Here is a 12,548-nt window from a genome sequence, read left to right on the forward strand (position 1 = left end):
AAGGTGGGCGCGGGCGCCGAGGAGTGGCTCCGGCCGCAGCCGGCGGATCAGCGGATCAGCAGCGCTTCCAGGGGCCCTGGATCGCGTACATGGTGCCCGGGGTCTGCACGTTCGCGAACAGCGTGCGGCCGTCCTCGGAGAAGATCGGGCCGGTGAACTCGCTGTCCCCGTCCGCGTCGTTGCGGGCGACCGGGTAGGTCTTGCCGTCCTCGGTCGCGCCGAGCAGGTGCTGCACGCCCTCGCCGTCCTCGGCGATGATCACGCCGCCGTGCGGCGAGACGCTGATGTTGTCCGGGCCGTCGAACGGGCCGTCCACGTCGGGCGTCGCGTTCACGCCGAAGCGCAGCTTCAGGGTCAGCCGGCCGCGGCGGGGGTCGTAGAACCAGATCTGGCCGTCGTGCGCCGTGCCCGGGCTCTCCTTGCGGGCGAAGCTGCAGACGACCCACGCGCCGCCGTCGCCCCACCAGATGCCCTCGATCTTGCGACCGCGGGTGATGTCGGTGTTCTGGAACTGCTTGCGGATGGACACCGTGCGCGCGTCGCGCTCCTGCACCTTGACCCAGTCGACGGCGTAGGTGGTGCCGATCTCGGTCGCGCGGGAGAGGTCGTCCACGTGCTTGCCGCTCGCGTCGACGCAGCGCATCGCCGCGAGGGTGCCCGCGTCGTCGGCGAGCTTGCGCAGCCGACCCCGGCCGCCGTCCCAGTGGCGCGGGGGCTCCCAGCGGTAGAACAGCCCGTTCGGGTTGCTCGCGTCCTCGGTCAGGTAGAGGTGACCGCGGCGCGGGTCGACCGCGACCGCCTCGTGGGCGAACCGGCCGAGCGCCTTGATCGGCTTCGGGTCGCGGTTGGCGCGGCGGTCGTACGGGTCGACCTCGAACACGTAGCCGTGGTCCTTGGTCGCGCTGCCCTGACCGGCGAGCTGCTCGGTCTCCTCACAGGTCAGCCAGGTGTCCCAGGGGGTCACCCCGCCCGCGCAGTTGGTCGCGGTGCCGGCCACGCCGACGTACTCGCGGATGCGCCTGCCGTAACGGTTCACCTCGACCACCGTGCAGCCGCCGGCGAGACCCTCGTCGTAGACCAGACCCGACAGGTGCGGGACCGGGAGCGGGGTGTCCTTGAACGAACCGCCGAGCTCGTGGTTGTTGACCAGGACCGTGCCGCCGCCGCGCAGCTTGAAGGCGCCGGTGCCGTCGTGGTTGCTCGGGGTGGGCTCGCCCGACTCCAGCTTGGTGACACCGGCCTCGGTGACGATCTGGTACGAGAAACCCTTGGGCAGCGCCAGGCGCCCGGCGGGGTCGTTGATCAGCGCACCGTAGCCCGGCTGGGCCGGCGGCCGGCCGTGCCCGTTGTGCCGGGACGAGGCCGAGGCGTTCGGGGCCAGCAGCATGCCGGTGCTGCCGATGAGGGCGACACCGGCACCGGTGGTGGCGGTGCGACCGAGGAAGCCCCTGCGGGACAGCGACATCTGGTTTCTCCAGTGACAGGCAGGAAATATCGGGACGCCCCTACGCTTTCGCCCGTCGGTGTCCCCCAAGTGAACGCGGCGGGGCGCCCGAATGCCCGTCAGGTGGCAATTGCTCCGCCACCGGCGCGGCGTTCCGCCTCGGCCTTGTCCGCGCGGGACTCGGCCTCGATCTTGGAGCACTCCAGGTCGGCGTCGCGGATGATGCGCACCGCCTCGTCCACGTCGTCGGTGATCCGGATCAGGTCCAGGTCGGCCGGCGACGCCTTGCCCTGGGCGATCACCACGTCACGGACCCAGTCGATCAGGCCGGTCCAGTAGTCACGACCGATCAGCACCACCGGGAAGTGGGTGACCTTGCCGGTCTGGACCAGGGTCAGCGCCTCGAACAACTCGTCCAGCGTGCCGATCCCGCCGGGCAGCACGATGAAGCCCTGCGCGTACTTGACGAACATCGTCTTGCGCGCGAAGAAGTAGCGGAACGTGATGCCCCGGTCCACGTACGGGTTGAGCCCGGACTCGAACGGGAGCTTGATGCCCACGCCCACGGACTGCCCGCCCGCGTCCCGGGCGCCCTTGTTGGCCGCCTCCATCGCGCCCGGGCCGCCGCCGGTGATCACCGCGTAGCCGGCCTCGGCCAGCGCCCGGCCGACCCGCTCGCCGATCCGGTATTCGGCCGACCCGGGTTTGGTCCGGGCGGACCCGAACACGCTGACCGCCCGGCCCAGGTCGGCGAGCATGCCGAACCCGTCCACGAACTCGGTCTGGATCCGCAGCACGCGCCACGCCTCGGTACCGAGGTGCCCCATGCCGGGATGCTCTTCCTCGACCTCACTGGGCGAGGCGAACTCGGGTGGCTCCTCCGGAGCGAATCGCGCATCCATCCGGCCACCCTGTCACGCCCGGGCGGTGGTTGATCGCATTTACCGGGGAACCACCGCGACGGTTCGGGCCGGGCCGGGTCCTAACGCAACCAGTGCAGCAGTCGCTTCTCGCTTTCCCCGATCAGCGCGATCTCCACGTGTTCGTCGCGCTTGTGCGCGAGGTTGGGGTCGCCGGGCCCGTAGTTGACCGCGGGGATGCCCAGCGCGGAGAAGCGCGCCACGTCGGTCCAGCCGAACTTGGCCCTCGGCGCGGTCCCGATCGCCGCCACGAAGGCCGCCGCTGCGGGTCGGTCCAGACCGGGCAGCGCACCGGCGGCGGCATCGGTGAGCACCACGTCGAACCCGGCGAACACCTCCCGCACATGCTCCAACGCCTGCTCGACGCTGCGATTGGGGGCGAACCGGAAGTTCACCGTCACCGTGCACACGTCCGGGATCACGTTGCCCGCCACGCCGCCCTCGATCGCGACCGCGCTGAGCCCCTCGCGGTACTCGAGCCCGTCGATCACGACCTTGGCGGCCTCGTAGCCCTGCAAGCGGGTCAGGATCGGCGCCGCGGCGTGGATCGCGTTGTCGCCCAGCCACGAGCGAGCCGAGTGGGCGCGGGTGCCGAGGGTGGTGATCCGCACGCGCAGGGTGCCCTGGCAGCCCCCCTCGACCGCGCCGCCGGTCGGCTCCATCAGCACCGCGAAGTCGGCGACGAGCCACTCCGGACGGGTGTTCGCCAGCCGCAGCAGCCCGTTGCGGGATGCCTCGATCTCCTCGCAGTCGTAGAACACGTAGGTGACGTCGCGATTGGGCTCGGTCAGTTGTGCGGCGAGGCGCAGTTGCACCGCGACGCCGCTCTTCATGTCCGAGGTGCCACAGCCGTACATCAGCGGACCCTCGATCCGCGACGGCAGATTGTCCGCGATCGGGACGGTGTCCAGGTGGCCGGCGATCAGGATGCGTTCGGGCCGCCCGAGGTCGGTGCGCGCGACCACCGAGTCGCCGTCCCGGTGGACGGTCAGATGCGGGTGGGCGCGCAGCGCCTGCTCCACCGCGTCGGCGAGCACCCGCTCGTCGCCGCTGACGGACGGGATGTCGACGAGCTGCGCGGTGAGCGACGCCGCGTCCTGGGACAGATCAAGCCTCACGGTCATGACGGCAGCCTATCCCTGTCCCGGGACGCGTTATCTGACGATATGTCAGGTGAATCGAGCCTCGTCGCTCAACCGCTCTTGAGCCGCTCCACGCCCGCCGCCACCCGCTCGTCGGACGCGGTGAACGCGATCCGCACGTGCCGGTTGCCCGACGGGCCGTAGAAGTCGCCCGGCGCGACCAGGATGCCGCGCTCGGCGAACCACGCCACGGTGTCCCAGCAGTCCTCGTCGCGCGTGGTCCACAGGTAGAGACTCGCCAGGGAGTGCTCGATCCGGAAGCCCGACGACTCCAGCGCGTCGCGCAGGGCCGCGCGCCGGGCCGCGTAGCGGGCCCGTTGCACCGCGACGTGCTCGTCGTCGGCGAAGGCGACGGTCATCGCCGCCTGTACCGGCCCCGGCACGATGTGTCCCGAGTGTTTGCGCACCGCGAGCAGTTCGCGGATCACCGCGAGGTCGCCGGTGACGAAGCCCGCGCGGTAGCCGGCCAGGTTGCTGCGCTTGGACAGCGAGTGCAGCGCCAGCAGCCCCTCGTGCGAGTCGCCGCACACGTCCGGGTGCAGCACCGAGACCGCCTGGGTCTCCCAGCACAGCTCGATGTAGCACTCGTCCGAGACGACCAGGATGTCGTGCGCGCGGGCCCACTCGACCACCGCGCGCAGTTCCTCGACCGAGTGCACCGCGCCGTGCGGGTTGCCCGGCGAGTTCAGCCAGATCATCCGTACGCCGGCGGGATCCGGCAGCACGCCGTCCGCCACCGCGAGCGGGGTGGCCCCGGCCAGCCGCGCACCCACGTCGTAGGTGGGATAGGCCGGCGTCGGGTGCGCGACGGTGTCGCCCGGGCCGAGCCCGAGCTGGTTGGGCAGCGCCGCGACCAGTTCCTTGGTACCGATCACCGGCAGCACCGCGTCCGGATTCGCGCCGGAGATGCCGAGCCGGCGCACCAGCCACCCGGCGATCGCCTCGCGCAGTTCGGGCTTGCCGTACACGGTCGGGTAGCCGGGCGAATCGGCGGCGGCGCTCAGCGCGTCCCGGATGAGCTGCGGGGTGGGATCGACGGGCGTGCCCACCGACAGGTCGACCACGCCGTCCGGGTGGGCCCGGGCCCGCGCGCCGAACGGTTCGAGGCGGTCCCAGGGGAAGACGGGGAGCAGATCGGTGACGCGACGCGCCCGCCGACCCCGCGCGGCTGCGGGGTCGGTAGGCGTTTCCGCACCGTTGTGCGAAGCGGTCACGTCGCTCTACTCGCCGGTCGCCTGCGGCGGCAGCGCGGCGATGAGCGGGTGGTCCTTGGCGATCAGACCCATCTTCGAGGCGCCGCCCGGGGAGCCGAGGTCGTCGAAGAACTCGACATTCGCCTTGTAGTAGTCCTTCCACTGCTCCGGGGTGTCGTCCTCGTAGAAGATTGCCTCGACCGGGCAGACGGGCTCGCAGGCTCCACAGTCGACGCACTCGTCGGGGTGGATGTACAGCGCACGCTCACCCTCGTAGATGCAGTCGACGGGGCACTCCTCGATGCATGCCTTGTCCTTCAGGTCGACGCAGGGCTGCGCGATGACGTAGGTCACGTCGGGTTCCTCCTCATGCGGGCGGTACAGGGTGCGCGGGAGCGCGGCAACGTCGGTGCCCGCAACTAGTATCGCGGTGGGCCGGGGCCTACTCCTAGCAGGTGGCCCTTCCTGTGGGCCGCGAACATGTCAGCAGACGTGGGCGGACGAGGTCAGCGCGGATCGGGGAAGCCGGACAGGTGAAGAGGATCACACCGCGAGATGTGGGCAGACGCGTGTCGGTGCGCCGCGAGCTGCCGCCGGAGGAGTCCGGAGCAGCCTTTACGGACGTCGTGGGCGACCTCGTGGACTGGCGCGACGGTGTGCTGACAATCACCCGCAGGGACGGCAGTATCGCCCGGGTGGCCGAAGCGAGCATCGTGGCCGCCAAGGTGGTGCCGCCGCCCGTGCAACGACTCACCCCGGCTCGGCTGCAGGACGTGGCCAGCCGATCCTGGCCCGCGCCGGAGGTCGCCACGTTCGGCGAATGGCTGCTGCGCGCGGCCGAGGGATTCACCCGGCGGGCCAACTCGGTGCTGGTCCTGGGCGAGCCCGGCGTCCCCTCCCAGGAGGCACTCGATCGAGTGAACCGCTGGTACGAGACCCGCGGGTTGCCGACGCTGTTCCAGGTCGCCCACGCCGACCCGTTCGACCGCTTCCTCGACGCGGCCGGGTGGCTCGCGGAGGGCGACGCCCTGATGCGCACCGGGCGGCTGGTGCGCGCGGCGGACGTGCTGCACGACGTGGACGCGAGTGCGGTCCGGGTCCAGGACACCCTCACCGACGCGTGGCTATCCCTCTACCACCACGTCGCGGGCCGCTCGGGCGGCGGCGCCGAACGGCATGTGCTCCAGGGTCCGCCCGGCACCCTGTTCGCGACCGTGTGCGATCCGGACTCGGGCGCGCCGATCGCGATCGGCCGCGTCTGCGTGCTCGGTCGGTACGCGGGCTTCGCCGCCCTGGAGGTCGACCCGGCCCATCGTCGGCGGGGCCACGCCCGGGCGATCGTGAAGGCGCTGACCGATCGGGCGCTGGCGAGCGGCGCGGTCACCGGGTGGCTCCAGGTCGAATCGGACAACCGGCCGGCCCGCGAGCTCTACGACGCGCTCGGCTTCACCGACCACCACCGCTACCACTACCGCCGATCGCCGGTCGCCCGCCCGTGAGCGATCCCGGGAACGCACGCGATCGGTTCGCCTCGGTGGTCCGGGCGGACGAGGTGGACCTGGCCGAGGCGGCACTGCTGATGGGCGTCGAGGTCGATCCGACCTTCGACCCGGCCGCGGGCATCGCCGAGTTGGACCGGCTCGCGGCGGCCGTGCGGGCCGAGGTGGGCCCCGGGGGCGACCCGGCCCGGGCCGCCGCGGCGCTCGCGCTCGTGCTCGGTGGTCGGGCCCGCTTCTTCGGACAACAGTCGGACTACGCCGACCTGCGCTCGTCGCTGCTGCACGAGGTGCTGCGCCGTCGACGCGGGCTGCCGATCCTGCTGTCGATGGTGTGGATCGAGGTGGGCCGACGGGCCGGCCTGCCGGTCTACGGCGTCGCGTTGCCGGGACATTTCGTGGTCGGGATCGGTGATCCGGACGACGCCTTCGAGCTGGCCGACCCCTTCCACGGCGGGGTGCCGCTGTCGGTGTCGCGGGCCCGCCGGTTGGCCGCGGAGGCGGGCGGCCAAGCGGGCGATCCGGCGCTTTTGCAGCCGGCCCGGCCGACCGCGATCCTGCTCCGGGTGCTCAACAACATCCGCGCCTGGGCCGCTCAGCCCGAGCGCGGCATCGAGGGCGCCTGGACCCGGTTGTGGGCGGTCGAGCTGTCGCTGCTGCTGCCGCGCCATCCGGCGGCGCTGCGCCACGAGCGCGGCACGCTGCTCGCCAAGACCGGCCAATTCGCGGCCGGCGCCCGGCAGTTGGAGGAATACGCCGAACTCGTCGAACGGATCGACCCGAAGGTCGCCGAGGGTGTGCTGGCCGAGGCCAAGGCCGCCCGGGCCCGGCTGAACTGAGGCCCGGCGACCCCGGACGGGGCCGCGGCGGACCGAGCACGCTCCCGGCCGGTCCCGCCGCCGGGACTCAGCCGCCCAGGATGCGCAGGAACGCGTCGGCGTCCTGGGCGACCCCGCTGCACGTGGGGTCGACGCCCGCCTCGGTGCCGGCGCCGTCGGGGCACGGCCGGTCCCGCGCCGCGGACCACCAGGCGATCCGGCCCAGGTGCACCGTCCGGGCGAACTCGGCGAACCTGCGCGCGTCGTCCAGCGTGAACACCTCGCCCGCCACGTCGTTGCGGCCGATCATCACCGTCACCGACACCCGCCGCCAGGACTGCTCCTCGGACAGTTGCGGCCACACCTCGCGGATCTGCCCCTGTACGGCGTGCGCGGCGTCGCTCGCGAACTGGCCCATCCGGCCCTGCGGCCGGGGGGCGACCGCGGCGCCGTAGTTCAGCGCCTTGATGTTGACGTAGGAGACCTCGACCTGCTGCGCGACGGCGTCGCGCAGCAGCGCCTTGGCCTCGTCGCCCAACCCCTGGAGCGGGTCCACGGGCAGCGAGTACCCGATGTCCACGGGCCGGCCGGCCGCCCGGGCACCCTCCTGGAGCAGGTGGAGCGCCGCGTTGCGCCGCTGCACCACGTCGGGACGCACCAGCGAGCGGCCCTCGATGTCCAGGTCCATCCCGGTCGCCCCGGTCGCGGCCAGAACCTGCCGGTAGACGCCCGCCAGTTCCTCGGGCGTGCCGCAGGACGCCGCGAGGTCGGTACCGCCGGCGCCGCCGAAGGCGACCCGGATCGTGGTGCCGGCATCCCGCAGCGCGGCGATCCGACCGGTGGTCACCGGGTCGTCGAGTCGGGTCACCCCACCCCACATCGGCCGACAACCACCACCGTCCACGACGTAGGCCAACGTGCGCTCGCGCACCCCGCCGGCCGCGCCCGCCCGGGCGGGGTCGAGCGCGCCGGAGAGCGTCATGTCCAGGTAGGGCGCGAGGTGTTCGACCGTGCCCGAGCGCGGCGTGGCCGACCCGGTGGAGCCACTCGAGGACGGCGGCGGCGCCGTGGTCGACGGGGCGCCGACCCGGCCGGTGCCGGTGGGAGTGGGCCGGTCGGTGCCGTCGAGCGGGCCGGCGGAGGGAATCGGCCCGGCCGTGGCCGAGCGGTCACCGGACGCGGTCGGGGCGGGCACGCCGCACGGCTTGTCGTTGATCGTGCACGCGATCGGGCCGTCGGCGCGCGCCGATTCGCTCGCGGTCGGCACGCCGGCGCCGTCCCGGCGCACCTCGAAGCCGACCACGATGCTCTCGCCCGGGCGCAGCGCCTTGTTCCAATTCTCGTTGCGCACCGTGTACTTGCCCTCGGCCGGCTGCAATCGGCCGTTCCACACGTTCGCGACCCGGGTGCCCGCCGGCAGATCGAAGCGCAGCGTCCAGCCCTTGACCGTGTCGGAGCCGGAATTGCGCAGGACGTACTGGCCGCTGTACCCGGTGGGCCACGAACCGGTGCGCACGTAGTCGGCGCTGAGCACGTGGTCGCGCCCGGGCGAGTCCCCGGACAGGGCCACGACCAGCGCGGCGGGCAACGCGGCGAGCGCGGCGCCGGCGGCGGCCCAGCGGATCCGCTCCCGGCGGGGACGACCGGCGCCCGGCTCGGGACCGCTTGCCCGGTGCGACCCCATGCCCATTTCCTCCGACATCCTCTCCGGCGGCACTCGGGCCGCCGGGCACGAGGACTCTACCGGCCTTCGCGCCCGGGTCCCATCGACCCGGTCCGGGCGGGGAGTTGCGAAGATCCTTCGTCTCGGCACGAGAGATGCGGGTATCGATCCCCGGCCACGAGCCGTGGAGCGCAAGGCATGCGGCGACACCCTCAAGGACGCCGAGGCGGGCCGGCCCGGTCACCGTCGGGATCGGGCCGGGGTCCGGTCCTCGCGGTGCGGGCCGCCGCTCACATCCAGCCGTTCTCGTGCGCGATGCGCACCGCGTCGGCCCGGTTGCGGGCATGCGTCTTGCCGATGCACGAGGAGAGGTGGTTGCGCACGGTGCCCTCGGACAGATGCAGCCCCGACGCGATCTCGGACACCGTCGAGCCGTCGGCCGCCGCCCGCAACACGTCGCGCTCGCGTTCGGTCAGCGGATCGGCGCCGACCGAGAGCGCGGTCGCCGCGAGCGTGGGGTCGATCACCCGCTCCCCGCGCAGCACCCGCCGGACGGCGTCGGCCAGTTGTGCCGCGGGCGCGTCCTTGACCAGGAAGGCGTCCGCGCCCAGTTCCATCGCCCGACGCAGATAGCCGGGCCGGCCGAAGGTGGTCAGGATGACGATCCGGCACCCGGGCACGACCCGGCGCAGCTCGGCGGCGGCGGACAGACCGTCCTGGCCGGGCATCTCGATGTCCAGCAGCGCCACGTCGGCGCCGCTGGCCCGAACCGCCGCGAGCACCTCGTCCCCGCGCGCGACCTGGGCGACGACGCGAATGTCCTCCTCCAGGCCGAGCAACGCGGCCAGCGCCTCGCGCACCATGGCCTGGTCCTCGGCGAGCAGCACATTGATCACGGGCCGAACGTTAGCGGTTGACCCCGGGACCGATCAGCCCCACGTCGTCCTTACCGGGAAGCACCGGGACCGAAGCGGTCAATGCGAACCCGCGACCTCCCTCGGGAACACCCACCCGAATGTCGCCGTCGGCCAACGCGAACCGCTCGCGCAGCCCGGTCAGCCCGTTGCCCTCGCAGCGCGCCGCACCACGCCCGTCGTCGGTGATCTCCAGGCTCCACGCGGCTCCGGTACTCAGCGTGACCGAGCAACGTCGCGCGCCGCTGTGCCGCATCGTGTTGGTGACCGCCTCGCGCAGCGCCCACGCGAGCACCGCCTCGGCCTCCGGATCCGGGCACACCGGCCACTGTTCGGGCAGTACGACCAGCTCGATGCCCACCGCGCGGGCGGCGATCCGAGCACCCGCCAGCTCGACCGCGAAGGTCGGCCGCCGATAGCCGCCCACCGCCTCGCGCACGTCCACGAGCGCCTGCCGGCTGACCCGCTCGATGTCCGCGACCTGTTCCGCCGCGCGCTCGACCTGCCCGGGCAGAAACCGGCCGGCGAGTTCGCTCTTGAGCGTGATCAGGGACAACGAGTGGCCGAGCACGTCGTGCAGGTCGCGGGCCATCCGCAGGCGCTCCTCGTTCGCGGAGAGCTGGGCCACGATCTCCCGGGCCTCGCGCAGCTCGACCAGCGTCTCCAGGAGTCGGCGCATCCCGATCATCAGCCCGCCGGTGAGCACCGTGACGAAGGCGAGCACCAGGATGTCGTTCCCGGCCGCCCCCAGCAGCACGCCCAGGGCCAGCCCGGTCAGCACACAGCCCAGGATCGCCCACATCGACTGCGGGAAGCGCAGCCCGGCCCCCAGCGACACCGACACGTAGACCATCAGGCCCAGCCACTCGTCGTCGAAGGCCAGGATCAGCGCGACCGAGGTCGCCCACAACACCAGGCAGGTCAGTCGCAATATGCGATCGGTGTCCAGCACCCGGCGCAGCGCGGTCTCCAGCCGGCCGAACAGGCCGAACCAGCCGATCCCGCCGAACACCAGCGAGACGTAGCAGACCACCACCACCAGCAGCCCGAACGAGCCCAGCGCCAGCCGGACCGGGCCGTAGCCCCCGGTCGCCAGGTCGTGCACGACGGGGGTGAGGAAGAACAGCCACAACAACGACCACGACATCCGGATCGCCCGCCCTCGCGCGCTGTCCTGCCGCGTCGGGTCCGACCACTTCATGCCGTGCGCTCCTTCGTGGATGAGGTCCCGTGCCGCAAGCGATCCCGACTCAGGCCGCGACCTTTTGTTCGTCGCGACGGTAGCGCCACGCCGCCAGCGCGGTGAACGCGACCAGATACAGCGCCAATACCGCGATGTCCGACATCCGGGGATGCCGGCCGTCCAGCACCTCCCAGCCGAGCCGGCCGAGCCGGTAGGTCGGCATCACGTGCCCGATGTCCTGGAGGAACTGCGGGAACCCGGTCAACGGGACCCACATCCCGCCGAGCACCGCCATGCCCAGGTAGACCAGCATGAACACCGGCTGGGCGGAGTCCGGCGCGACCAGATAGCCCAACCCGATGCCCAGCACCGCGAACACGAACGAGCCGAACCACAGCGCGATCACCAGCACGCCCCACTGCCACGGGTCCAGCCGCACCCCGCGCAGGAAACCGGTGAACAGCACCAGCACGATCGCGGGCAGGCCGACCACCGCCGCCGACGCGAGCTTGGAGATCACGTACTGCCGCCCGGTCAGCGTGGTCAGCCGCAACTGGCGGGTCCAGCCGCTCTGCCGCTCGGCCGCGATCCGCTGCACGCCCGCGCTGAGCGTCGCGCCGACAGCGCCGAACGAGGCCATCGACACCATGATGTAGGCGGCCACGTCGGTGCCGTCGACGTCACCCGACTGGCTGCCGAAGATCAGGTACATCGCGACCGGGTAGGCGAGCGTGAAGAGCAGGTACCGGCGGTTGCGCAACATCCGCAGGACTTCCAGCCTCATCAGGGTCCTCATGACGCGATCTCCATGCCTTCCGCCTCGTCCGCCTGCTGGGTGATCGCCAGGAACGCCTGCTCCAGGCCGAGTCCGGCCACTTCCAGGCCGCGCGGCCGAAGGCCCGCGGCGTAGATCGCGGCGACCGTCTCGTCGGCGTCGTCGCTGCGCATGCGCACCGTGGTGCCGCCGAGTTCGAGCTGCACGACGCCGGGCAGCGCGCGCAGGGTCGATTCGTACCGCTCGACCGACTCGGTCAGGTCGAAGGCGATCCGGCGCAGTCCCGCGCGGGCCTTGATCTGCGCGGCGCTCGCGTCGGCAAGCAGTTTGCCGCGGTGCAGCACGAGCACCCGGTCGGCGACGTTGTCCGCCTCTTCCAGGTAGTGCGTCGCGAACAACACGGTGCGGCCCAGCTCGGCCTGTTCGCGCATGCTCCCCCAGAACCGCCGCCGGCTGTCCACGTCCATGCCGGTGGTGGGCTCGTCCAGGACGATCAGGTCCACCTCGCCCGCGATGGCCACCGCGAAGCGCACCCGCTGGGCCTGCCCGCCGGAGAGCTTGTCGACGTTCTTGTCGACCAGGTCCTCGATGCCCGCCCGTTGCAGCACCTGTGCCTGCGGCAACGGGCGCGGGTGCAGGTCGCGGGCCAGCTTGACCATCTCGCCGACGGTCACGTCCGGCATCAGGCCGCCGCTCTGCAACATCGCACCGACCCGCCCCCGGCGGATCGCGTCGCGCGGGTCGCCGCCGAACAGCGCGACGGTGCCCTCGGTGGGCCGGCTCAGGCCGAGCAGCAGGTCCAACGTGGTGGACTTGCCGGCGCCGTTGGGGCCCAGCAGGGCGACCGTCTCGCCCTGGTGCAGCTCCAGATCGAGCCCGTCCACGGCGCGCAGGTCGCCGAAGCTCTTGCGCACACCGGCGAGTGCGACGGCCGGCGCGGTCGTCTGTTTTCCAGCCGTGATCGTCATGCGTCAACAGTGGCGGTGGGCGCGGATCCGGC

At 72.3% G+C, this 12,548-nt stretch carries 12 protein-coding genes; 2 read left to right on the forward strand and 10 right to left on the reverse strand.

Annotated features, from left to right (window positions below):
- Positions 1–55: 55 nt before the first annotated feature.
- From ACFXMF_RS32290 to fdxA, 5 genes are all read right to left on the reverse strand, one after another.
- A complete protein-coding gene (locus ACFXMF_RS32290) occupies positions 56–1,465 on the reverse strand; it encodes an alkaline phosphatase PhoX (RefSeq protein ID WP_360314639.1) in 1,410 nt (469 codons plus the stop codon).
- Positions 1,466–1,563: 98 nt separating this feature from the next.
- Complete coding sequence (locus tag ACFXMF_RS32295; protein WP_360314637.1) at positions 1,564–2,346, reverse strand: TIGR00730 family Rossman fold protein; 783 nt, start codon at positions 2,344–2,346, stop codon at positions 1,564–1,566.
- Between the two features lie 80 nt (positions 2,347–2,426).
- The gene (dapE, locus tag ACFXMF_RS32300) at positions 2,427–3,488 is read right to left on the reverse strand and encodes a succinyl-diaminopimelate desuccinylase (RefSeq protein ID WP_360314635.1); all 1,062 of its coding nucleotides are present in this window, start codon (positions 3,486–3,488) and stop codon (positions 2,427–2,429) included.
- Positions 3,489–3,556: 68 nt separating this feature from the next.
- Positions 3,557–4,639: a succinyldiaminopimelate transaminase gene (gene dapC / locus ACFXMF_RS32305; RefSeq protein WP_379992306.1), complete on the reverse strand. Its 1,083-nt coding sequence runs from the start codon at positions 4,637–4,639 to the stop codon at positions 3,557–3,559.
- A gap of 87 nt (positions 4,640–4,726) precedes the next feature.
- Positions 4,727–5,053 carry a ferredoxin gene (fdxA, locus tag ACFXMF_RS32310; RefSeq protein ID WP_020556628.1) on the reverse strand — a complete coding sequence of 109 codons (327 nt, stop codon included), beginning with the start codon at positions 5,051–5,053 and terminating at the stop codon, positions 4,727–4,729.
- A gap of 203 nt (positions 5,054–5,256) precedes the next feature.
- Between fdxA and ACFXMF_RS32315 the strand changes: the two genes are divergently transcribed.
- Both ACFXMF_RS32315 and ACFXMF_RS32320 read left to right on the forward strand, forming a co-directional pair.
- Positions 5,257–6,198 (forward strand): GNAT family N-acetyltransferase, encoded by a 942-nt coding sequence (locus tag ACFXMF_RS32315; RefSeq protein WP_360314633.1) that lies wholly within the window; start codon positions 5,257–5,259, stop codon positions 6,196–6,198.
- Complete coding sequence (locus ACFXMF_RS32320; protein WP_360314631.1) at positions 6,195–7,034, forward strand: transglutaminase-like domain-containing protein; 840 nt, start codon at positions 6,195–6,197, stop codon at positions 7,032–7,034. Before ACFXMF_RS32315 ends, ACFXMF_RS32320 begins: the two co-directional genes overlap by 4 nt.
- 67 nt (positions 7,035–7,101) lie before the next feature.
- Here ACFXMF_RS32320 and ACFXMF_RS32325 read toward each other — a convergent pair whose 3' ends face one another.
- The 5 genes from ACFXMF_RS32325 to ACFXMF_RS32345 form a co-directional block, all read right to left on the reverse strand.
- Positions 7,102–8,697: a cellulose binding domain-containing protein gene (locus ACFXMF_RS32325; protein ID WP_380020902.1), complete on the reverse strand. Its 1,596-nt coding sequence runs from the start codon at positions 8,695–8,697 to the stop codon at positions 7,102–7,104.
- A gap of 269 nt (positions 8,698–8,966) precedes the next feature.
- Complete coding sequence (locus tag ACFXMF_RS32330; RefSeq protein ID WP_360314627.1) at positions 8,967–9,572, reverse strand: response regulator transcription factor; 606 nt, start codon at positions 9,570–9,572, stop codon at positions 8,967–8,969.
- Between the two features lie 10 nt (positions 9,573–9,582).
- The gene (locus ACFXMF_RS32335; protein WP_379992523.1) at positions 9,583–10,791 is read right to left on the reverse strand and encodes a sensor histidine kinase; all 1,209 of its coding nucleotides are present in this window, start codon (positions 10,789–10,791) and stop codon (positions 9,583–9,585) included.
- Positions 10,792–10,840: 49 nt separating this feature from the next.
- Positions 10,841–11,569: an ABC transporter permease gene (locus tag ACFXMF_RS32340; RefSeq protein WP_360314623.1), complete on the reverse strand. Its 729-nt coding sequence runs from the start codon at positions 11,567–11,569 to the stop codon at positions 10,841–10,843.
- Positions 11,566–12,516: an ABC transporter ATP-binding protein gene (locus ACFXMF_RS32345; protein WP_360314621.1), complete on the reverse strand. Its 951-nt coding sequence runs from the start codon at positions 12,514–12,516 to the stop codon at positions 11,566–11,568. The genes ACFXMF_RS32340 and ACFXMF_RS32345 overlap by 4 nt, the downstream gene beginning before the upstream one ends.
- Between the last annotated feature and the right edge of the window lie 32 nt (positions 12,517–12,548).

The sequence above is a fragment of the Embleya sp. NPDC059213 genome, assembly GCF_042754445.1.
Classification (GTDB): domain Bacteria; phylum Actinomycetota; class Actinomycetes; order Streptomycetales; family Streptomycetaceae; genus Embleya.